We start from the raw sequence: 19,573 nt of genomic DNA, 5'->3' as shown, positions 1-19,573 counted from the left end.
ATGGCTCAAAATAGACCTAATCCAGATGATCGTAGCGATAATGTTGAAAAGCTTCAGGAGATGATTGTTCATACCATCGAAAATATGGAAGAGGCAGAAGAGGCGTTAGAATTTGCAAGCCCAGAAGAAAGAGCGCAAATTGAAGCCAAAAACGAACGGCGACGAGAAAGTATCGATTCAATGCGATTAGAAGTAAAAGATGAAGCTCGCAATCGGAAATAATAAGTGGGATCGCAAAAAGGACCTATCCAAATGAGGATAGGTCCTTTTTGATGTCAATTTACGCCATGTATGTAATAATAAACTGTGAACATAATCAAACTACTATGACTCTGGTGTTATTACTACGTACATTGGTACAATGAATAAGATGGGAAATTCATATACCTAACTGATAAGACCATGTTTTTCAAAAGCTAAAGGAGAGTATATCAATGCTTGTTTCAAAAAAAGAAATCGAAGTTCGTTATGCTGAAACAGACCAAATGGGTGTTGTTTATCATGCGAATTATCTTGTTTGGATGGAATTAGGTAGGACAAAATTAATTCAAGATCTTGGTTTTAATTATGCTGAAATGGAAAAGGATGGAATAATATCCCCAGTGATTGATATTGAAGCATCCTATAAAAAGCCACTCCGTTACGGTGAAACTGCGACAGTTCATACTTGGATAGAGGAATATGATGGATTCCGGGTTACATATGGTTATGAAATTTATAATGGACAATTAGAGTTGTCGGTTACTGGTAAATCAAAACACGTTTGTGTAAAACATGATTCGTTTCGTCCGATATCTATTAAGAGAAAATATCCTGAGTGGCATAGGGCATACGATAATGCTAAAAAACAACCACAATCCAACCAGTTGTAAAGGGAGGAACTGTGATGGCATTTGGCATTAAACGAGCAGATCTTTTAGAATGGAAACGGAAAGTGGCTGCTGGACAAATTGCTTTTATAACCCATTACTGGCTTGATGATCGCTTTCCTAATAGTAAAACAGTTACAAAGGTAGGATGTCGTAATCTCGATAGGTTGATACAATGGGGAAACCAATACGGCTTAAAGCCTGAATGGATTGATAACAGGAACAAGCTATATCCACATTTTGATTTGATTGGTGAAGTGCAGATAGAAATATTAAAAAAAGAGGGTTTAGACCAATATATTTGGTGAAGTTTAGGATAAGATTGAACTACAAAAAACGAGCAGACGACTATTCGCCTGCTCGTTTTTTTACTAGGATATACGGAATTCCGGCTCGGAAAATTGTTGATTAATATCGATATATAAGTCCTTTTCGTCAAAATACCAAAGGTCTCCATCTTCTATGAAGAAAGTGATTCCTACAATTTCTTCTTTCACACCGATGTCCATAGGAACATCCGTGGATAGACCTAAGGAAAAACCTTGTTGGACTGAGCTATGTCCGCCATATCGTGCATAAAAACGAACATTATCACCATTTTTTAGCTGTAATTCATTTTTATACCATTGTGCTGCCTCGTGACTAATGTGGATTTTCATATTGAAAACTCCTCTCCTCGGTATGCTTTCATTATAGTAGAGGACCGCAAACAAGTCGATGAGTATTCACTATTTACACAGTAATTTCATGATTTCGTAATAGTTCTGCCACCAAACATTTATTTATTTGTCATTACTTTTTATCATGAATAACTTTTTAATTCAAATGGTGAACTCTTATTATTTATTTAACCATTGAGTCATATGAGCCATAATTTCATCGTTTTTCTCTGCAGCACCAGACAAACCAAACCCTGAAGCGTCAGATAGGGGTACAACACGATAATTCTGGAGCTTTTGATTTGATACATAGGTTGGTAAAAATGATGGATTAGATAATTCAATTTTGACTCCTGTTGTGTTGACGGTTTTCTTGACATCGATCGTTGCTAAACCGCCAATATCCTTATAATCATGCATTTGACCTGATAAAAAATTCCCTAATGAATAAATAACAAAAGCCCTCCGACCTGCTGGATCAGTTAGCCATTCCATAGGCTGAAGCACATGTGGATGGTGACCAAAAATAATGTCTGCACCTTCGTTGACAAGAAATTGAGCAAGATCCTTTTGAAGGGTTGCTGGGAATCTCTGATATTCGTTGCCCCAATGCATGCTCATGATGACTATATCTGCCTGTTGTTTTGCTCGTTTGATTTCGGCTTTTATTTTATCCTGATCAATTAAGTTTACTAAGTATTCTTTTCCGTTTGGAATGGGAATTCCATTAGTGCCGTATGTATAGGAAAGAATAGCCGCTTTTATTCCATTAATATTCATAATACGCAAGGTTTGTTGGTCTTGGGGATCCTTAAACACACCAACGTAGGGCAACCCAACTCGATTAAAATAGTCGATTTCAGCTAATATACCTCGTTCTCCTTTGTCAAGACTATGGTTGTTAGCGGTTGTAACGAAATCAACTCCGGCATCGATAAATGCATCTCCGACTTCTTGAGGTGAATTAAAGGTAGGGTAACTCGAAAGACCCATTTCAACTCCACCAAGAATGGTTTCCTGATTGGCAATTAAATAATCTGGTTTAGTCATAAATGGCTTAACATTGGTCAGCATTGGTTTAAAGTCGTATGTTTGGTCGACTGCTGCGTCTTGATAAACCCAATCGTGAATTAATATATCTCCAATTGCACCAATTGTCGCAGATTGAACAATTATTTTATCCGCATTTACGTTGGAAGAAGTCCTTGATGCATGGGTGCCAACTGAGACAGGTTTACTTTTTTCATCAGTTAGTGTGTTAGGGCCTTTTTCAAAATAAACATATGCTATCGTAGCAATCAAAACGACAGTTAAGAGCATGAGAATTTTTCCGTTTTTTTTCATATTGATCTCCTTGTCAAAAAATAGATATTGAGCAAATGAATATACAAAATAATCTCTTCTAACTATAATACATATTAAATTTATTCATGAAAATTTCTTTATTCTCAATATTTTAACAGCATAAAGTACAATAAAAGGAGAGAGCAATAATATGTTCCAAATAACCGGACCTGCTTATGATTTAATATCAAGAGCAATCGAAAAAGGGAAGAAGATGGATGATGAACAGTTATACGTACGTTTAAGTATTGGCATTGGTTGAGGTGGTCCAGAGTTGAATCTGTCTCTGGAAGAGCAGCCTATAACCAATGATGAAATCGTGACAATAGAAGGCATAGACTTCTTGTTACAACCCCGTGATATGATTTATTGTAATCAAACTAAATTGGATTATGTAACAGATGTATTGGGCAAAAGTCGTTTTAAACTGCTTAAGCTATAAATATTATATTCCAAACAAAAAGGTTTGATTTCCTTTATGAGCGCTTGGCACTAATTCCAAGCAGTTAAAGGAAATCAAACCCTTATTCATTTACACGAGTTTTGTTTCATTCAATCGTTTCGAAAAAATCAATCAATTCTTCGAAATTTGTAATGATTTTTCTTGGTGTACCTTCGCAGGACTGATTGGGAGAGTAATCAAAAAGTTCTAAAATAAATTCATCAACCGGGCTATTAGCATCACTTGCCGTTGTAGAAAATATGAACTCCTCTTGATGTATGTTCGAACTTATCATAGTAACACCTTCCTCAATTCGTTACTGATATTGTATCCTGAAAAAGGAAGGTAATTATCTATATTTTTTGACAAATTCATGACTCATGTGCTAAATGTCACCATTACTGTTTTGATTTGCCTTTTTATAAATGGGTAATTCTATCCGGAATGAGGTACCTAAACCAAGAGTACTTGAGACAATGATATTACCACCATGCTCCTCAATGATATTTTTACAAACCGTTAAACCAAGACCTGTTCCTTCAACTTTTGTTGAATAGAATGGTACAAAAAGATTATCTACTGTTTCTTTCTTCATACCAATTCCATTGTCCTCAATCCATATTACAGCTTTATCTTCAATGGCTTCAGTGTTAATGCATATCTTTCCTTTTTCATTACTTTGATTTTCTGTAATTGCCTCAATAGCATTTTTGATGAGATTTACTAATACTTGCTTCACTTGCTTTGCATCAATAAACAAGGATGCTGTTTCACCCTTTGAATTCCATTCGATATCTATATTCCGGAGTATGGCTTCACTTTCGTAGAGCATCATGATGTCCTTCACAAGCTTTTCTAAAGGAATGATTTGTTTTTTGTGAACCTTCGGCTTTGCAGAATTGAGAAATTCATAAATGATTTCATTAGCTCGATCTATTTCCTCTAAGGCAATAATCGCATAATCTTCTTTACCGATATCTACTAAATAAGGCTGTATAAGTTGAATAAATCCTTTTACAGTTGTAAGTGGATTGCGGATCTCATGGGCAATTCCAGCTGCCAACTGCCCAATTGTTGCCAAATGCTCCGAGAGAATTGCTGCATCCTTCATCTTCGCTAGCTTTTGATCAAAAATATATTTGTTTACTTCAATTTCATTATTTAGGTCAGAAATTTTCCCTTCCACTGTATCCAGTAAATCACTTACTTCAGCAGAGTAAGTCTCAATCGGGATGCAAAATAAATGAAAGGTTCCATCTGCTTGTGCCACTTTATAAACCTGAAATGACAAAATATTGCATTCGTTATTTACCATTTTTAGTTCGCCATAATGATTTTGGTGATTTGCGTTTAAAAATTCTTCAAATATGTTCCATTGGGAAGATTGCACAAGATCAATGAATGATGTCGTTTCTGAGAAACTATGTTTGGCTGAATGTGATGAAGACAGAATTTGGTATTTTTGGTTAATGATAAAATGAGGGAAAGGCATTTGTTCAAATACTGATTTTTGATCCATTTGCATAACCATCCATCCTTAAATAAACTGGTGTACGCACCAGTTGTTTTTAATTTCAAGTGTCTACAAAAAATTTATGATAGTTTACCAGTATATATGTCGATAATTGAAAAAATAATGTTAACTGTGATTAATGTCACTTTTACATAAAATAATAATACCAAATTAAGGCAATCCAGAACAGGAATTTGCAAAAAATATGTCATTTTTCCTTTAAATTTTACATAATTTACATTTTAGGAAAAAAAAAGAACCCAGAGTAATCGGGTTCTTCCATTCTTATTTACGTTCTTTTTTGTCTAACCATGTAATTTTTGGTTCGGTTTTATCGATTATTCTTTTTATATTCGTTCGGTGCCTGTAAATGACGAAGCTGCTCAATACTCCTACCACAATGATTAATGGTAAATCTCCGTTAATCAAAGAATATGTAATCGCAGCAACGGCAGCGAGCATTGAGGAAAGTGATACATATTTCGTAATATATAAACTAATGAAAAAGGCTAATAATAAAATCACAAACATAAGCGGTGCATAGGCTAGTATGATACCGGCAGAGGTTGCGACAGCTTTTCCACCTCTAAAACCTGCAAACACGGGAAACATGTGACCTACTACAGCAATCACTCCGGCAATTAGAGGATGTATATCTGCACCTAACCAGTCTACTAATAAAACGGCTAAGGTTCCTTTTAAAATATCTGCAAAAGTAACGGCTAAACCGGCCTTTTTTCCTAATATGCGAAATGTATTAGTTGCACCAAGGTTTCCGCTTCCATGCTCTCTTATATCTTTTCCATAAAACATTTTCCCGACAATTAATCCAGAAGGGATGGAACCTAGTAAATAAGCGATGATGAGTATAATTGCGTTTGTTACCATAAAATGTCTCCTTCGAACTTACTTAATCATTCCTATATTGTAACATCTTTTTTGAAAAACACCATGAGGATTTATAGCATTTTAAGCGATAAGGTAACTCATGTTTATGACATACATTTGCTTTTTAATGACTCCTACAATAACTACTTTTTTTCATTTGCTCCCTTTGCTAAGATGATAGAGTATGAGATTTTTAATTTAGGCATGGTTTCCAGATGAAATGAATATTTATTTTGGTGATTGTGTTTTCAATTGAGGAGGAGATTTTACTGGCTAGATTACAACTGCAAAAACAAAAATCAATTCCGCCTGGTGTCCTAATTGCAGGGATTCTTTTTGGTGTGCTTTTGGTCATTTCTAGTATTCTGTTTTTATTATATCCCTTTGCATCAAAGGAAAAGGAACCCTATTTCCAAGGTGACCATCCGATTGTCTTTTCTGGAAAACAACAAGGAAATGCCTTAGTTAAAGGGGAAACAATTTATATCCCATATACATTTTTAAAGAAAATGGACGATAGTGTAATTTATGATGAAAAATCTCAATCTATGATAATCACTACTGCAGATAAAGTCGTGCAAATGCCAACGGAGTCTTTAACATATTTTGTTAATCAAACTCCAGTTGAACTGCAAATTCCCGCTTTAACACAAAAGGATGGCGAACATTTTATTGCACTTGAGACGATACTCTCGTTTTATCCTATTCGTTATGAGATTTTGCCAGATACTAAAGCTGTTTTAATTGAAAAGGATGGACAGAAATTGAAACAAGCAAAAATCACAAGCGAGGATGTCCATGAAGAAAAACTCCGATTGCGTGTGAAAGCTGATTTAAGGTCACCGTATACTGCGCAAACAGTTGCAAATGAATCGGTTGTTATTGAAGGGGAAAAAGCAAATTTCTATTTTGTTAGAAAAGCAAACGGGATCGCTGGTTACATCGATAAGGAACTAATTACCCCAGGAAAAACCGAAAAAATTCAAGTGAATCATACAGTTAAAGAAACCAATTTAAGAGAGATTCCAGGTGCAGGACAGGTATATCTGACATGGGAAGCGGTCTATTCTAAAAATCCTAATACGAGTGCTATACCTGATATGCCAGGTGTTAATATTGTCTCGCCGACTTGGTTTAAGCTTGGTGGGACCGATGGTAGTGTCCAAAATTTAGCATCAATTGATTATGTTAAATGGGCACATTCGAAGGGATATCTTGTTTGGGCACTATTCTCCAATGATTTCGATCCTGATTTAACCCATGAAGCATTTTCTGATTTTGAAACTAGACAAAACATCATACGCCAACTTCTCCATTTTAGCCAAATGTATGGACTTGATGGTTTTAATATTGATATAGAAAATGTACGTAATGAGGATGGGCCACTCGTGACACAATTCGTTCGTGAAGCGACGCCATATTTCCATGAGGCAGGTCTACATGTTTCGATGGATATTACTTTTATCTCTTCTAGCGGTAATTGGTCTGCATTTTACGAACGGGATAAACTGTCGCAAATAGTTGATTATATGGTGGTTATGGCCTATGACGAGCATTGGGGTAGCTCACCGGTAGCAGGAAGTGTAGCTAGCCTGCCATGGGTGGAGCAGAACCTTCAGAAATTACTTGAGCAGGTACCGAATAAAAAGCTTGTTCTTGGTGTTCCGCTATATACGAGACTATGGAAGGAAACGACAGGACCAGACGGAGCTGTCACCGTTACCTCTGAATCAATGTCCATGGAAAAAGTGACTGCTTGGCTTCTTGAGCATCAATTGACACCAACGTACGATGAACAAAGCGGACAAAATTATGCAGAGTTTGTTTCAGTGGAAGAAAATGCAACCTATAAAGTTTGGCTAGAGGATGAACTTTCCTTAAAAAAACGCGCCGAATTAGCTTCTAAATATGATCTAGCTGGAATTGCCAGTTGGTCGCGATATTTTGCTGCTCCAACGGCTTGGACAGCAATGCAAATGCCAAATAGCCAGGTGAATAATCAATAAAGTTTCGCTAGGGATTCATACTGCCGAAATGTAAGGTTCTGATATTGAGAGCAGAAAAATAGGAATATCATGGTGAAAAAGGTAAAATAATAGTACAAATCAATATTAGCGGGAGTGAAATCATATGGCAATTCAAAACCCTAGTCGTGAAGAAATCGGAGCAATTTTAAAAAAAGCTAAAAGAATTGCAGTTGTTGGATTAAGTGATAATCCAGAAAGAACCTCATATATGGTATCAAAAGCAATGCAAGATGCCGGGTATGAAATTATTCCTGTAAATCCACAGGCTAAAGAAGTGTTAGGTGTAAAAGCAGTTGCCAAGCTTAGCGATGTAAAAGGACATGTTGACATTGTTAACGTGTTTCGCCGCTCAGAATTCTTGCCAGAAGTGGCTGAAGAATTCTTAAAAATCGATGCTGATATTTTCTGGGCCCAATTAGGGTTACAGCATGAAGGGGTTTTCCAAGAATTAACTGAAAAAGGCTTTACAGTGATTATGGATCGTTGTATTAAAGTTGAACATGCAATAACAAAAAATATGTGATTAAATTGGCATGGGGTGAAATATTCGTCCCATGCCTTTCTTTTTTCTTCGTTTCTGCTTAAAATATTGATACATTAGGCTTTTTTTTATGTATAAAATTTCTACAAATTGGTGAGCAATCATGAGAACTGTTTGCCAAATACAAATAAAGCGAGATACAATAAACATTGTACGTTTTAAAATATATGATAAAATAATATAATTCGAACGTTCGTTCTGTAAAATATATTTTCTTAAATTCAAAAAGGAAAATACGATTTAATAGACGAATTATTAAACAAGTTTGACACCATAGTGTTTAAAATGGGTTTTGTTGTTTTGTAAGTATGAAAGGGGTATGTTCGTGGCAAGAAACCAGCAAGTATTCGATTACAATGATGACGCCATCCAGGTGCTAGAAGGGCTTGAGGCCGTACGGAAAAGACCTGGTATGTATATTGGCAGCACCGATGCCCGCGGTCTTCACCACCTCGTATATGAAATCGTTGATAACTCTGTCGATGAAGCCTTATCAGGTTTCGGTAACCATATAATTGTGAAGATACACAAGGACAATTCAATTAGTGTTCAAGATAAGGGTCGAGGTATGCCGACTGGAATGCATAAACTGGGCAAACCAACACCAGAAGTGATTTTAACCGTCCTCCATGCTGGCGGGAAATTTGGACAAGGTGGCTACAAAACAAGCGGAGGCTTACATGGAGTGGGAGCCTCGGTTGTTAATGCATTATCAGAATGGCTTGTCGTGACAATCAAACGCGATGGCTTTATTTATGAGCAACGCTTTGAAAATGGTGGTAAACCAGTTACGACGCTAGAGAAAATTGGAAAGACTAATCAAACTGGGACAACGATTCATTTTAAACCAGACACGACCATTTTCTCCAGCACTAGCTATAACTATGAAACCTTGTCAGAACGCTTGAGAGAGTCAGCCTTTTTGCTTAAAGGTATGAAAATTGAAATTATTGATGAAAGAAACGATGTACAAGATGTCTATCATTACGAAAATGGCATTGAAGCTTTTGTTGCTTATTTAAATGAAGAGAAGGATTCATTACATCCAGTTGTAAGCTTTGAAGGGGCTCAAAATGGCATTGAGGTAGATTTTGCATTTCAATTCAATGATGGATACTCAGAAAACGTCCTTTCCTTTGTCAATAATGTGCGGACAAAGGATGGCGGTACGCATGAAGCCGGCTCTAAAACAGCAATGACACGTGTGTTCAATGATTATGCTCGCAAGGTCGGATTATTAAAGGAAAAGGATAAAAACCTTGATGGAGCAGATATTCGCGAAGGCTTATCGGCGATTATTTCAGTTAGAATTCCAGAAGAATTATTGCAATTCGAAGGACAAACAAAGGGAAAATTAGGGACAAGCGAGGCCCGTTCTGCAGTAGATTCTGTTGTTTCAGAGCACTTGTCTTACTTCCTAGAGGAAAATCCTGATATTAGCTCCCTTTTAATAAAAAAATCATTAAAAGCTTATCAAGCACGTGAGGCTGCTCGAAAAGCACGTGAAGAGGCACGCAGCGGGAAAAAGAGAAAACGTTCAGAGGCACTATTATCTGGTAAATTAACACCGGCTCAATCAAGAAATCCTCAGAAAAATGAACTATATCTAGTAGAGGGAGATTCTGCTGGTGGTTCTGCTAAACAAGGACGAGACCGCAGATTCCAAGCTGTCTTACCGTTGCGAGGAAAAGTAATTAATACGGAAAAAGCTAAGCTATCAGATATATTTAAAAATGAAGAAATCAATACAATCATCCACGCTGTTGGTGGTGGTGTTGGTTCTGATTTTAGCGTCGAGGATATCAATTATGATAAGGTCGTCATTATGACCGATGCTGATACAGACGGAGCGCATATCCAAGTGTTGCTTTTAACCTTCTTTTATCGTTACATGAAGCCGCTTATTGAAAATGGCAAAGTCTTTATCGCTCTACCTCCGCTTTATAAGGTTAGTAAAGGGTCGGGCAAAAAAGAAGTAATTGAATATGCCTGGAGCGATGATGAACTTCAAGGCGCCATAAAAAAAGTGGGTAAAGGATATATAATTCAGCGCTATAAAGGTCTCGGTGAGATGAATGCTGATCAGCTTTGGGATACGACAATGAATCCTGATTCACGAACGCTCATTCGTGTTCGTATTGATGATGCTGCACGAGCTGAACGACGTGTGACAACATTAATGGGTGATAAAGTAGAACCGCGAAGAAAATGGATTGAATCAAATGTTGCTTTTGGTTTAGAAGAGGATGGAAGCATCCTTGAAAATGAGAATATTAGTGTGGCAGAGGAGGAATCTGAAGGATGAGTCAAGTAGAAAAATTCCGCGATCTTCCTCTTGAAGATGTTATAGGTGACCGCTTCGGACGTTATAGTAAGTATATTATTCAAGAACGGGCATTACCCGATGCCCGTGATGGGTTAAAGCCAGTTCAAAGACGGATTTTATATGCCATGCATGTAGAAGGAAATACCCATGAAAAAGGTTTCCGCAAATCGGCTAAAACGGTTGGTAATGTAATCGGCAATTATCACCCTCATGGTGATTCCTCCGTTTATGAAGCGATGGTCCGGATGAGTCAGGATTGGAAGGTTCGCAAATACTTAATTGAAATGCACGGTAATAACGGGAGCGTTGACGGCGATCCTCCTGCAGCGATGCGTTATACAGAGGCAAGACTATCGGCGATTGCTAGCGAACTATTACGTGATATTGATAAACAAACAGTCGATTTTGTTCCAAACTTCGATGACACTGCTGAAGAACCAACAGTTATGCCAGCAAGATTTCCTAACCTACTCGTAAATGGGTCAACTGGAATTTCAGCCGGTTATGCAACAGATATTCCTCCGCACAATCTTGGTGAGGTCATCGATGGCGTATTGATGAAAATAGATAATCCAGATGTATCCGTAGATAAGTTAATGACTGTCATTAAAGGTCCTGACTTCCCAACCGGAGCGATCATTCAAGGCGTCGAAGGAATAAAGAAGGCATATGAAACGGGTAAAGGAAAAATCATTATCCGGAGTAAAGCTGATATCGAAACAATCCGTGGAGGCAAGCAGCAAATCGTCATCACTGAAATTCCGTATGAGGTAAATAAGGCGAATCTTGTTAAAAAAATGGATGAATTTCGCCTTGACCGAAAGCTTGAGGGGATTTCTGAAGTTCGTGATGAAACCGATCGGACTGGCCTACGGATTGTAATCGAATTGAAAAAAGATACGGATGCTGAAGGTGTATTAAATTACTTATATAAAAACACGGATCTTCAAATAACCTATAACTTTAACATGGTTGCCATTCATAATAAACGACCTATGCTTATGGGGATTAGGGAAATGCTAACCGCATACATTGATCACCAAAAGGAAGTTGTAACAAGAAGATCACAATACGAGCTAAGAAAAGCGAGCGAACGTCAGCATATCGTTGAAGGATTAATCAAGGCCTTATCGATTTTAGATGAGGTTATTGCAACAATTCGAGCTTCAAAGGATAAAAGGGACGCGAAGGATAACTTAATAGCTAGATTTCAGTTTACTGAACCACAGGCAGAAGCAATCGTGTCGTTGCAGCTTTATCGTTTAACCAATACAGATATAACCGCATTGCGTAATGAAGCAGAAGAACTCGCGAAGAAAATTGAAGAACTAACCGCTATTTTAGGTAGTGAGCATAAGCTGCTTCAGGTTATTAAAAACGAGCTTAAAGAAGTGAAAAAGAAATTTGCAGATGAGCGTCGCTCAGTTGTTCAAGCTGAAATTGAAGAAATTAAGATTAATCTCGAGGTCATGATTGCCAATGAAGATGTAATCGTAACCGTTACGGATCATGGTTATGTAAAACGGACAAGCCAGCGATCATATGCAGCGTCAAACGGTCAAGATTTTGCGATAAAAGACAGTGATCGGTTATTGGCTAAGCTTGATATGAACACAACTGATGTGCTTCTGTTATTCACTAACAAAGGGAATTACTTGTATTGCCCTGTTCATGAATTGCCTGATATTCGTTGGAAGGATATGGGGCAGCATATAGCGAATATCATTCCAATTGATCGTGATGAATCAATTATTAAAGCTATTCCCATTAAAAACTTTGATAATAACGAGTATTTACTGTTTGTTACGAAAAACGGTATGGTAAAGAAAACTGAATTAAGTCAGTATAAAGCCCAACGTTACTCAAAACCTCTTGTAGCTGTAAATGTAAAAGGCGATGATGTAGTAATAGATGTACATGTGACAGATGGAAACAAAGAATTGTTCCTAATGACTCACTTTGGGTACGCGTTATGGTTCAAGGAAGAAGAAATTAGTATTGTAGGTGCACGTGCAGCTGGAGTTAAGGGACTGAACTTAAAAGACGGTGATTATGTTGTTGGTGGGCAGCTAGTTGAACCTAATCATAAACAATCAATTGTAATGGCTACACAACGTGGTGCGGTCAAAAAAATGAAGTTAACTGAATTTGAGCTAGCATCCAGAGCCAAACGCGGTGTTATCGTCTTACGGGAATTAAAAGCTAATCCTCATCGGGTTATCGGCTTCGTTATGACAACCGAGCACGATCAAGTCATGATTGAGTCTGCTAAAGGACAGATAGAAACATTACTTGTTAAAGATTTACGCTACAATGATCGCTACCAAAATGGTTCATTCATTTTCGATGAATCAGACAGCGGGAAAATTATCGCGATATATAAAGAAGAAGGTATTCCTGAAGAGATTGCCTCGACGGATAATAACTAATCATCAACCCCCTTATCTTTTTGGTAAGGGGGTTGATTTGTTACTAAAAAAAACATTTGCTGCATCATTTTTCCTTTATTGGGCAAATTACCATTAGGAAAGGTGTGATGACATCTATGAAAATTGATAAGTTGTTACTTTTACTAACAATATTTTTTATTGGCTTTACGAATATTACGGTTGTGTATGCTTTAGAAAAAAAACCAACGATTATTCATTCATATAAAAAGGATGTCACTGGAGACCATGAAGTTGAAGATATTGAATTAATAAAAAAGGGTGCGTCGACCAAATTAACGATCTCAAATAATGAGGGAAGACTAAAAAGTGTACCGTTAGGCAACACCTCAAAAACAAATATTGTTTTCCAGGACGTAACCCAGGATGGTATTAAAGACATTTTCGTCACTTATTCCACTAACAATAAAAAAAAGGAACAATCTATATTGTTAGTATTTGAAAACCAACAAATAAAGAGCATTCCATTACCAGAAACCGTTGATATTACAGCTCAATATGAAAATAATTATCAAGCATCTATTAAAATTAATGATCTAAATCAAACCAATACTCTGAGTTTATCTCACCGAAAAAATCAGCTTGAGCAAAAGGGAGTTTACCACCATGGCTCCCTAAATGAACCAATGGAATTGATTGTTTCCCCGATAAATACTGTTCACTTGACGAGGCTTAAAGATCTTTCCTTTGGAATAAAAGGTCGACAACTGGTAGAGGAGGGCTATGGTGGAGAGAAATTAGCCTATGTGGATTCCAGTTGGAAAAGAGTCAATGGTAATTGGGTGTTGCAAAAGGCAAAGATAAAAAAATATTTTAAATAGTGGGAAGTTATGCAGCCTATTCTCTGTTATGGAGAGTAGGCTTTTTTATCATTTTCTAAAAAATGTATTACATAAAAGGCGGTTGTCCCATACAATATTTCGAATTTCAAAATATTATAGAATGCAAGTAAAAAAAATTAAAAGGAGTCGAAAGCATGTCAAACGAAGAAGAAGAAAAGCATCATCACCATCACCATAAACCAAAACCACCTAAGCCGCCGAAACCAGAAGAAGGACCGACTGGCGCTACTGGCGCGACGGGTGCTACGGGGGCTACGGGTGACACGGGGCCTACTGGCGCTACTGGGGCAACGGGTGCTACGGGTGACACAGGCCCTACGGGGGCAACAGGTGATACGGGGGCTACGGGGGCTACGGGGGCAACAGGTGATACTGGTCCTACCGGTGCACAAGGTGACACGGGGCCTACTGGCGCGACTGGTGATCCAGGTCCTACCGGTGCAACGGGTGCAACAGGTGATACTGGTCCTACCGGTGCAACGGGTGCAACAGGCGATACTGGTCCTACCGGTGCACAAGGTGACACGGGGCCTACTGGCGCTACTGGTGATCCTGGTCCTACCGGTGCAACGGGTGCAACAGGCGATACTGGTCCTACCGGTGCACAAGGTGACACGGGGCCTACTGGCGCTACTGGTGATCCTGGTCCTACCGGTGCAACGGGTGCAACAGGCGATACTGGTCCTACCGGTGCACAAGGTGACATGGGTCCTACGGGCGCTACTGGTGATCCAGGTCCTACCGGTGCTACAGGTGCAACAGGCGATACTGGTCCTACCGGTGCACAAGGTGACACGGGGCCTACTGGCGCTACTGGTGATCCAGGTCCTACCGGTGCTACAGGTGCAACAGGCGATACTGGTCCTACGGGGGCACAAGGCGACACGGGGCCTACTGGTGCAACAGGTGATCCAGGTCCTACTGGCGCGACTGGGGCACAAGGTGATGTTGGTCCTACTGGCGCAACTGGTGCACAAGGCGACATTGGTCCTACTGGTACTACTGGCGCAACTGGTGCACAAGGCGACATTGGTCCTACTGGTCCTACAGGCGCAACTGGTGCACAAGGCGACATTGGTCCTACTGGTCCTACAGGTGCTACGGGTGCCCAAGGCGATGTTGGTCCTACGGGTTCTACCGGTGCTACGGGTGCTAATGCCGGAGGAGCAATCATCCCATTCTCATCTGGTGTAGGATTGACACTGGCAACAGTATTAGGTGGAACAATTGGCTCAGGTGGCGCCATTGCATTTGGTGATGCTTTACCAACTGTATCACTTCTAGGGAATACTCTAGATCTTCAAGGAGCATTAAATGTTGCATTTTCTGTACCAAGAGATGGTGTTATTACCGACATTTCTGCATTCTTTAGTTTAACACTTGGCGTTTCTCTACTTGAAACAGTAACCGTACACGCTGAAATCTGGAGAGCTCCATCAAATTCTAATGTATTTACACCTATTGCGGGAACAGATGTTGCATTAGCTCCTGATTACTCAGGCTTAATTTCTATTGGCGATACAGCGAGTGGCGTCTTAAGTGGCTTGAACATTCCGGTTTCTGCAGGTGAACGTCTAATTATGGTATTCTATGTGACTTCACAACCTGGCTTATTAATTGCGACACTGGAAGGTGTAGCAAGCGGAGGTCTTGCAATAAGCTAAGCAATAAAAAATAAGCCTATACTTTGGAAGGTATACTATGTAGCCTTCCTTTTTGTATGCATGTCATTTTTCGGGCTATTCTCGCTTCAAATGTATTCATTTAAATAGGTATTTTTATTATTTTAATAAAATTAAACTATGATTTGATATGTTAGCTGATACCATTTTATTCCACCCCCATACATATATAGAGCAAGTACAAATTTTAATAAAGGGGGAAAAGCAATGTCTTGCGAGGAAGAAGAAAAAAAGAGTAAACACAAGCCTAAACCAAAGCCAAAACCGAAGCACAAGAAAGATAAAAATCACGATTGCTGTTGTTGCTGTTGTTGTTGCAAAAAAGGAGCGACGGGCGCTACTGGTGCTACAGGCGCTACTGGTGCGACGGGGGCGACGGGTGCAACAGGAGGTACTGGACCTACAGGACCAACTGGACCTACTGGCGGTACTGGACCTACTGGTGCAACGGGCGCTACTGGTGCGACGGGTGCAACAGGAGGTACTGGACCTACAGGACCAACTGGACCTACTGGCGGTACTGGACCTACTGGTGCAACGGGCGCTACTGGTGCGACGGGTGCAACAGGAGGTACTGGACCTACAGGACCAACTGGACCTACTGGCGATACTGGACCTACTGGTGCAACGGGCGCTACGGGGGCGACGGGTGCAACAGGAGGTACTGGACCTACAGGACCAACTGGACCGACTGGCGATACTGGACCTACTGGTGCAACGGGTGCAACAGGAGGTACTGGACCTACAGGGCCAACTGGACCGACTGGCGATACTGGACCTACTGGTGCAACGGGCGCTACTGGCGATACTGGACCTACTGGTGCAACGGGCGCTACTGGTGCAACGGGTGCTACTGGTGCGACGGGTGCTACTGGTGCTACTGGTCCTGGCGGTAGTACGATCTATTTAGGCACTGACCAATCAATAAGCGATAACGATTTCCTAGGACTAGGAACGTCCTCACCAATGTTTAATAGAAACACATTAGTCATCCCTCAACTTACAACAATTACTGGATTAACTTACAGTATTCGCACCAATCCTTTAGCTGCTGGTGATACTGCAACGGCCGAAATCTATATCAGCACAGATTGCGGAACTACATTTACTCCGACAGGTATCATTGCCACAGTTAATGGTCCGAATCCAGGAAATTGTTGTGCATCCGTAGCTGCAAATCTTCAACTAAACCCATGTACCCTTATTTCTGTTCGCATTACAACAGGTGACGGAGCATTTGCAGACGGTGTAGCAGCAACAATTACTTTTAGTGTGCCATAGGAACTAACGTTGATTGAATAATAGGCTAGACTTAAAAAAGTGTCCATGACAGTATGATGGGCACTTTTTCCTTTACATATAAAATAGTCACGAAGTCCAAACATAATTTATTCCTAGTCATATTAATAAGAATATGATAGGGAAGTTAGCGTTAGTAGGCAAGGAGGTCGCTAAAATGGGGAAGAAAGATAAAAAGATCTGTTTATGTATGATTGTGAAAAACGAATCCAGAATTATTGAACGGTGTTTAAATTCTGCCAAAACAATTGTCGACTACATTTCGATTTGCGATACAGGATCAACTGACGGAACACCAGAAATTATTAAAAAATGGTGCAAAGAAAATGGGATTAATGGTAAGGTTCATTTTGAACCATTTAAAAACTTTGGATACAACCGTACAAAAGCAGTAAGCCTAGCACAAGAAACATTTTCGGATTCAGATTACTTACTGCTGCTTGATGCAGACATGATATTAGAGGTTCAACCAAATTTTAATAAGAGCAGTTTAGAAAAAGACCAATATTTAACGATGCAATACAATGGAAAAATAAAATATTGGCTAACTCGTCTTTTAAAAACCTCATTACCATGGCATTCTGTTGGAGTCACCCACGAATATTGGGATCTTGATCGTTCAAAATTGCCACATGAATCATTTTTGTATATAGATACGAAGGGGAAATTAGATACTCTAGTAGTGAATGACCAGGAAGACGGGGGTAGTAAAACAGACAAATTTGAGCGTGATAAGCGATTATTACAACAAGGTCTTGAAGATAGTAATACTCCAAGATATTTAAAAGGACGCTACATGTTCTACTTAGCCCAAACCCATATGTGCCTTGAAGAATATGAAGAATCTATTCTTTGGTATAAGAAAAGAGTGGAGGTAGGTGGGTGGATAGAGGAGATCTATTATTCATTATTGCAAATTGGTCTATGCTATGAGCGTTTAGCAAATTGCTCAGATGAAAATAATTGTGAAGAATACGAAGCACTTTCAATATTATATCTCCAAAAATCCTGGGAATATCGAGCAACTCGAGCTGAACCATTATATCATTTAGCTCGAATTCATCGTATCCGAGGAAATCATCATTTAGGATTGTTATTCGCGAATCGAGGTAAAGAAATACCATTTCCAAATGAGGATATATTATTTGTAGATTATCACGTGTACGAATATTTGTTCGATTATGAAATATCGATATGTGCAAATTATATTAAAGATAAATTTGAAATTGGTCGAGTAGCTCAAAAACGATTAGAATCAATGCTGGATGAATTACCAAAACATATCGCTGAATCAGTAAAAAATAACGCCAGATTTTATTGATGCTGATTAAATGAATAAAGACATAAACATAATAAACAAATTGAAATATTACAAAAAATAAATTCTGTCTCAATATCATAAGTATACTTAAGGTTTGAGACAGAATTTTTATTTTAGATTCAAGTTCCTGAAATATATATTATGTTAACTTGTAAAAAATTCCATTTTTGTTTTTTACCTTTTTCCTACTTCTTTTCAATTAGCCTTTAAGAAATTTGAAACTATGTTCGATAACATCATTCACATTTACATGATGATTATAAGCAAATTCTCTAACACTTTCCAATAATTCTTTATCATATGTAGTTTTATAATGGATTCGATCATTAGGTCTAAATTTCTTATTAAAATTAATGTTACCACTAGATAACAATGCTTTTAAGCAGTTCTCAATTATATGGTTCACTTGAGTGTTTTTCTCTTTTGCTAAAATTTTTAACTTTTCAAGAATAGTTTTACTTACGGTGGTTCTAAATGAAATTCTATTTGTAGGATTCGTTTTTAATAACTTTCCGTTTTCAAATTTCCATAGGTGATTATCAAGTAGTATATACTCATTATGAGTTAAAAGCTGTTCCAACTTCGACATTTGTTCATTTGAATGTTGCGACATATTAAGTCTTTTATAGTTGATAAATTTTCCAATTTCATGTTTATATATTAAACTCGCTAAGAATATTAAACTTCTTTTACCTTTTATCCATACCCGATAAATAGTATTATTAGCTTGAGTAATAAAAGTAGTAATCTCACTTCTAAGATCCCACGTCTTAAAAATGATTTCTAATTGATTAGCGAATAATTGACTTCCAGTAGTAATATTCATTACATAGCCTTCATAATCTACCCAACCATCACCATCGATTACACCTCTAACAAAGGAAGGTAAAAACTCTTCCGGTACATCTGGAAACGGTACTGTTAAAGATTTATTTGCTTTAATACCTATTTTTTCAAGATCGTTACAAATTTCTTTTGAATTAATAACTAGACTTGGAGTCTTTTTTGTTGGAGCTAACGGAGTTAATACGTAGTCTGCATTCATGTAATCAGCTATTATATGTAATATTTTTTCATCTTTTTGAGCAAATGAAATACTATTGGTTTTTCTACTTACAGTTCCATCAGTGATAAACATACCTAAAACCCAGGCCATTTCGTGCGACCATGTTTTGAAAAAATCCTCATTCACTTTATGTTTTCTCGGCTGTCCAGATCCCTGTTTTCGATTTATTTGCACGCCATGTCTGTATATTACTTTCCGGATTCCTCTGTCAGTTAAGCCGATAATGGGTATCATTTCTTTATAGGGCATACCACTTTTATACATTTTAATGATATCTTCGTCAGTTATCCCCTTATGTCTTGGCATC

The 19,573-nt window shown here is 38.3% G+C and carries 17 protein-coding genes and 2 pseudogenes; 12 read left to right on the top strand and 7 right to left on the bottom strand.

Translation table 11 applies throughout. The annotated features are described in order from the left end of the window. The 3 genes from tlp (at position 1) to FXW34_RS14490 (ending at position 1,177) form a co-directional block, all read left to right on the top strand. The gene (gene tlp / locus FXW34_RS14500; RefSeq protein WP_147534718.1) at positions 1-222 is read left to right on the top strand and encodes a small acid-soluble spore protein Tlp; all 222 of its coding nucleotides are present in this window, start codon (positions 1-3) and stop codon (positions 220-222) included. A gap of 212 nt (positions 223-434) precedes the next feature. Next, positions 435-872 (top strand): acyl-CoA thioesterase, encoded by a 438-nt coding sequence (locus tag FXW34_RS14495; RefSeq protein WP_147534717.1) that lies wholly within the window; start codon positions 435-437, stop codon positions 870-872. Between the two features lie 14 nt (positions 873-886). Then, positions 887-1,177, top strand: a complete 291-nt coding sequence (locus FXW34_RS14490; protein ID WP_147534716.1) for a hypothetical protein — start codon at positions 887-889, stop codon at positions 1,175-1,177. 63 nt (positions 1,178-1,240) lie between these two features. On the opposite strand, the gene FXW34_RS14485 is transcribed toward FXW34_RS14490, so the two are convergent. Then, positions 1,241-1,528 (bottom strand): HesB/YadR/YfhF family protein, encoded by a 288-nt coding sequence (locus FXW34_RS14485; RefSeq protein WP_147534715.1) that lies wholly within the window; start codon positions 1,526-1,528, stop codon positions 1,241-1,243. A 180-nt stretch (positions 1,529-1,708) separates the two neighbouring features. Further along, positions 1,709-2,872 carry a CapA family protein gene (locus tag FXW34_RS14480; protein ID WP_147534714.1) on the bottom strand — a complete coding sequence of 388 codons (1,164 nt, stop codon included), beginning with the start codon at positions 2,870-2,872 and terminating at the stop codon, positions 1,709-1,711. A 274-nt stretch (positions 2,873-3,146) separates the two neighbouring features. Between FXW34_RS14480 and FXW34_RS22980 the strand changes: the two genes are divergently transcribed. Then, entirely contained in the window at positions 3,147-3,314 is a 168-nt protein-coding gene (locus tag FXW34_RS22980; protein WP_187118968.1) for a hypothetical protein, read from the top strand. Positions 3,315-3,420: 106 nt separating this feature from the next. Here FXW34_RS22980 and FXW34_RS14475 read toward each other — a convergent pair whose 3' ends face one another. From FXW34_RS14475 to plsY, 4 genes and pseudogenes are all read right to left on the bottom strand, one after another. Continuing rightward, entirely contained in the window at positions 3,421-3,609 is a 189-nt protein-coding gene (locus FXW34_RS14475) for a hypothetical protein (protein WP_147534713.1), read from the bottom strand. 90 nt (positions 3,610-3,699) lie between these two features. Then, positions 3,700-4,146, bottom strand: coding sequence for a sensor histidine kinase (locus FXW34_RS23710; protein WP_425457438.1), 447 nt, complete (start codon positions 4,144-4,146; stop codon positions 3,700-3,702). Positions 4,147-4,263: 117 nt separating this feature from the next. After that, a pseudogene (locus tag FXW34_RS23705) lies at positions 4,264-4,386 on the bottom strand (histidine kinase dimerization/phospho-acceptor domain-containing protein); the annotation flags it as partial. A 726-nt stretch (positions 4,387-5,112) separates the two neighbouring features. Further along, a complete protein-coding gene (gene plsY, locus FXW34_RS14465) occupies positions 5,113-5,715 on the bottom strand; it encodes a glycerol-3-phosphate 1-O-acyltransferase PlsY (RefSeq protein WP_147534711.1) in 603 nt (200 codons plus the stop codon). A 236-nt stretch (positions 5,716-5,951) separates the two neighbouring features. On the opposite strand from plsY, the gene FXW34_RS14460 reads away from it, so the two are divergent. The 8 genes and pseudogenes from FXW34_RS14460 (at position 5,952) to FXW34_RS14425 (ending at position 18,200) form a co-directional block, all read left to right on the top strand. Continuing rightward, positions 5,952-7,721 carry a glycosyl hydrolase family 18 protein gene (locus FXW34_RS14460; protein WP_342780731.1) on the top strand — a complete coding sequence of 590 codons (1,770 nt, stop codon included), beginning with the start codon at positions 5,952-5,954 and terminating at the stop codon, positions 7,719-7,721. Positions 7,722-7,845: 124 nt separating this feature from the next. Then, positions 7,846-8,265 (top strand): CoA-binding protein, encoded by a 420-nt coding sequence (locus tag FXW34_RS14455; RefSeq protein WP_147534710.1) that lies wholly within the window; start codon positions 7,846-7,848, stop codon positions 8,263-8,265. Between the two features lie 343 nt (positions 8,266-8,608). Beyond that, positions 8,609-10,588, top strand: coding sequence for a DNA topoisomerase IV subunit B (gene parE / locus FXW34_RS14450; protein ID WP_147534709.1), 1,980 nt, complete (start codon positions 8,609-8,611; stop codon positions 10,586-10,588). Continuing rightward, the gene (parC, locus tag FXW34_RS14445) at positions 10,585-13,038 is read left to right on the top strand and encodes a DNA topoisomerase IV subunit A (protein ID WP_147534708.1); all 2,454 of its coding nucleotides are present in this window, start codon (positions 10,585-10,587) and stop codon (positions 13,036-13,038) included. The genes parE and parC overlap by 4 nt, the downstream gene beginning before the upstream one ends. Before the next feature lie 116 nt (positions 13,039-13,154). Next, entirely contained in the window at positions 13,155-13,877 is a 723-nt protein-coding gene (locus FXW34_RS14440; RefSeq protein ID WP_147534707.1) for a hypothetical protein, read from the top strand. Between the two features lie 155 nt (positions 13,878-14,032). Further along, positions 14,033-15,562: an exosporium glycoprotein BclB-related protein gene (locus FXW34_RS14435; RefSeq protein ID WP_147534706.1), complete on the top strand. Its 1,530-nt coding sequence runs from the start codon at positions 14,033-14,035 to the stop codon at positions 15,560-15,562. A gap of 342 nt (positions 15,563-15,904) precedes the next feature. Next, a pseudogene (locus tag FXW34_RS23175) lies at positions 15,905-16,480 on the top strand (hypothetical protein); the annotation flags it as partial. 514 nt (positions 16,481-16,994) lie between these two features. Then, a complete protein-coding gene (locus FXW34_RS14425; RefSeq protein WP_425457435.1) occupies positions 16,995-18,200 on the top strand; it encodes a glycosyltransferase in 1,206 nt (401 codons plus the stop codon). Positions 18,201-18,399: 199 nt separating this feature from the next. On the opposite strand, the gene FXW34_RS14420 is transcribed toward FXW34_RS14425, so the two are convergent. Further along, entirely contained in the window at positions 18,400-19,572 is a 1,173-nt protein-coding gene (locus tag FXW34_RS14420; protein WP_147534705.1) for an LAGLIDADG family homing endonuclease, read from the bottom strand. Position 19,573: the final 1 nt, after the last annotated feature.

Source organism: Bacillus marasmi (assembly GCF_902168435.1).
Taxonomy (GTDB): domain Bacteria; phylum Bacillota; class Bacilli; order Bacillales; family Cytobacillaceae; genus Bacillus_BU; species Bacillus_BU marasmi.
The sequence above is the reverse complement of the archived record's forward strand: the minus strand, read 5'-3'. Positions and strand labels throughout refer to the sequence as shown.

What these genes read in the sequence shown, in the direction of transcription:
- tlp (WP_147534718.1), top strand. Translation starts at nt 1, where the DNA reads ATGGCTCAAAATAGACCTAATCCAGATGATCGTAGCGATAATGTTGAA.
- FXW34_RS14495 (WP_147534717.1), top strand. Translation starts at nt 435, where the DNA reads ATGCTTGTTTCAAAAAAAGAAATCGAAGTTCGTTATGCTGAAACAGAC.
- FXW34_RS14490 (WP_147534716.1), top strand. Translation starts at nt 887, where the DNA reads ATGGCATTTGGCATTAAACGAGCAGATCTTTTAGAATGGAAACGGAAA.
- FXW34_RS14485 (WP_147534715.1), bottom strand. Translation starts at nt 1,528, where the DNA reads ATGAAAATCCACATTAGTCACGAGGCAGCACAATGGTATAAAAATGAA.
- FXW34_RS14480 (WP_147534714.1), bottom strand. Translation starts at nt 2,872, where the DNA reads ATGAAAAAAAACGGAAAAATTCTCATGCTCTTAACTGTCGTTTTGATT.
- FXW34_RS14475 (WP_147534713.1), bottom strand. Translation starts at nt 3,609, where the DNA reads ATGATAAGTTCGAACATACATCAAGAGGAGTTCATATTTTCTACAACG.
- FXW34_RS23710 (WP_425457438.1), bottom strand. Translation starts at nt 4,146, where the DNA reads ATGCTCTACGAAAGTGAAGCCATACTCCGGAATATAGATATCGAATGG.
- plsY (WP_147534711.1), bottom strand. Translation starts at nt 5,715, where the DNA reads ATGGTAACAAACGCAATTATACTCATCATCGCTTATTTACTAGGTTCC.
- FXW34_RS14455 (WP_147534710.1), top strand. Translation starts at nt 7,846, where the DNA reads ATGGCAATTCAAAACCCTAGTCGTGAAGAAATCGGAGCAATTTTAAAA.
- parC (WP_147534708.1), top strand. Translation starts at nt 10,585, where the DNA reads ATGAGTCAAGTAGAAAAATTCCGCGATCTTCCTCTTGAAGATGTTATA.
- FXW34_RS14440 (WP_147534707.1), top strand. Translation starts at nt 13,155, where the DNA reads ATGAAAATTGATAAGTTGTTACTTTTACTAACAATATTTTTTATTGGC.
- FXW34_RS14435 (WP_147534706.1), top strand. Translation starts at nt 14,033, where the DNA reads ATGTCAAACGAAGAAGAAGAAAAGCATCATCACCATCACCATAAACCA.
- FXW34_RS14425 (WP_425457435.1), top strand. Translation starts at nt 16,995, where the DNA reads ATGATAGGGAAGTTAGCGTTAGTAGGCAAGGAGGTCGCTAAAATGGGG.
- FXW34_RS14420 (WP_147534705.1), bottom strand. Translation starts at nt 19,572, where the DNA reads ATGCCAAGACATAAGGGGATAACTGACGAAGATATCATTAAAATGTAT.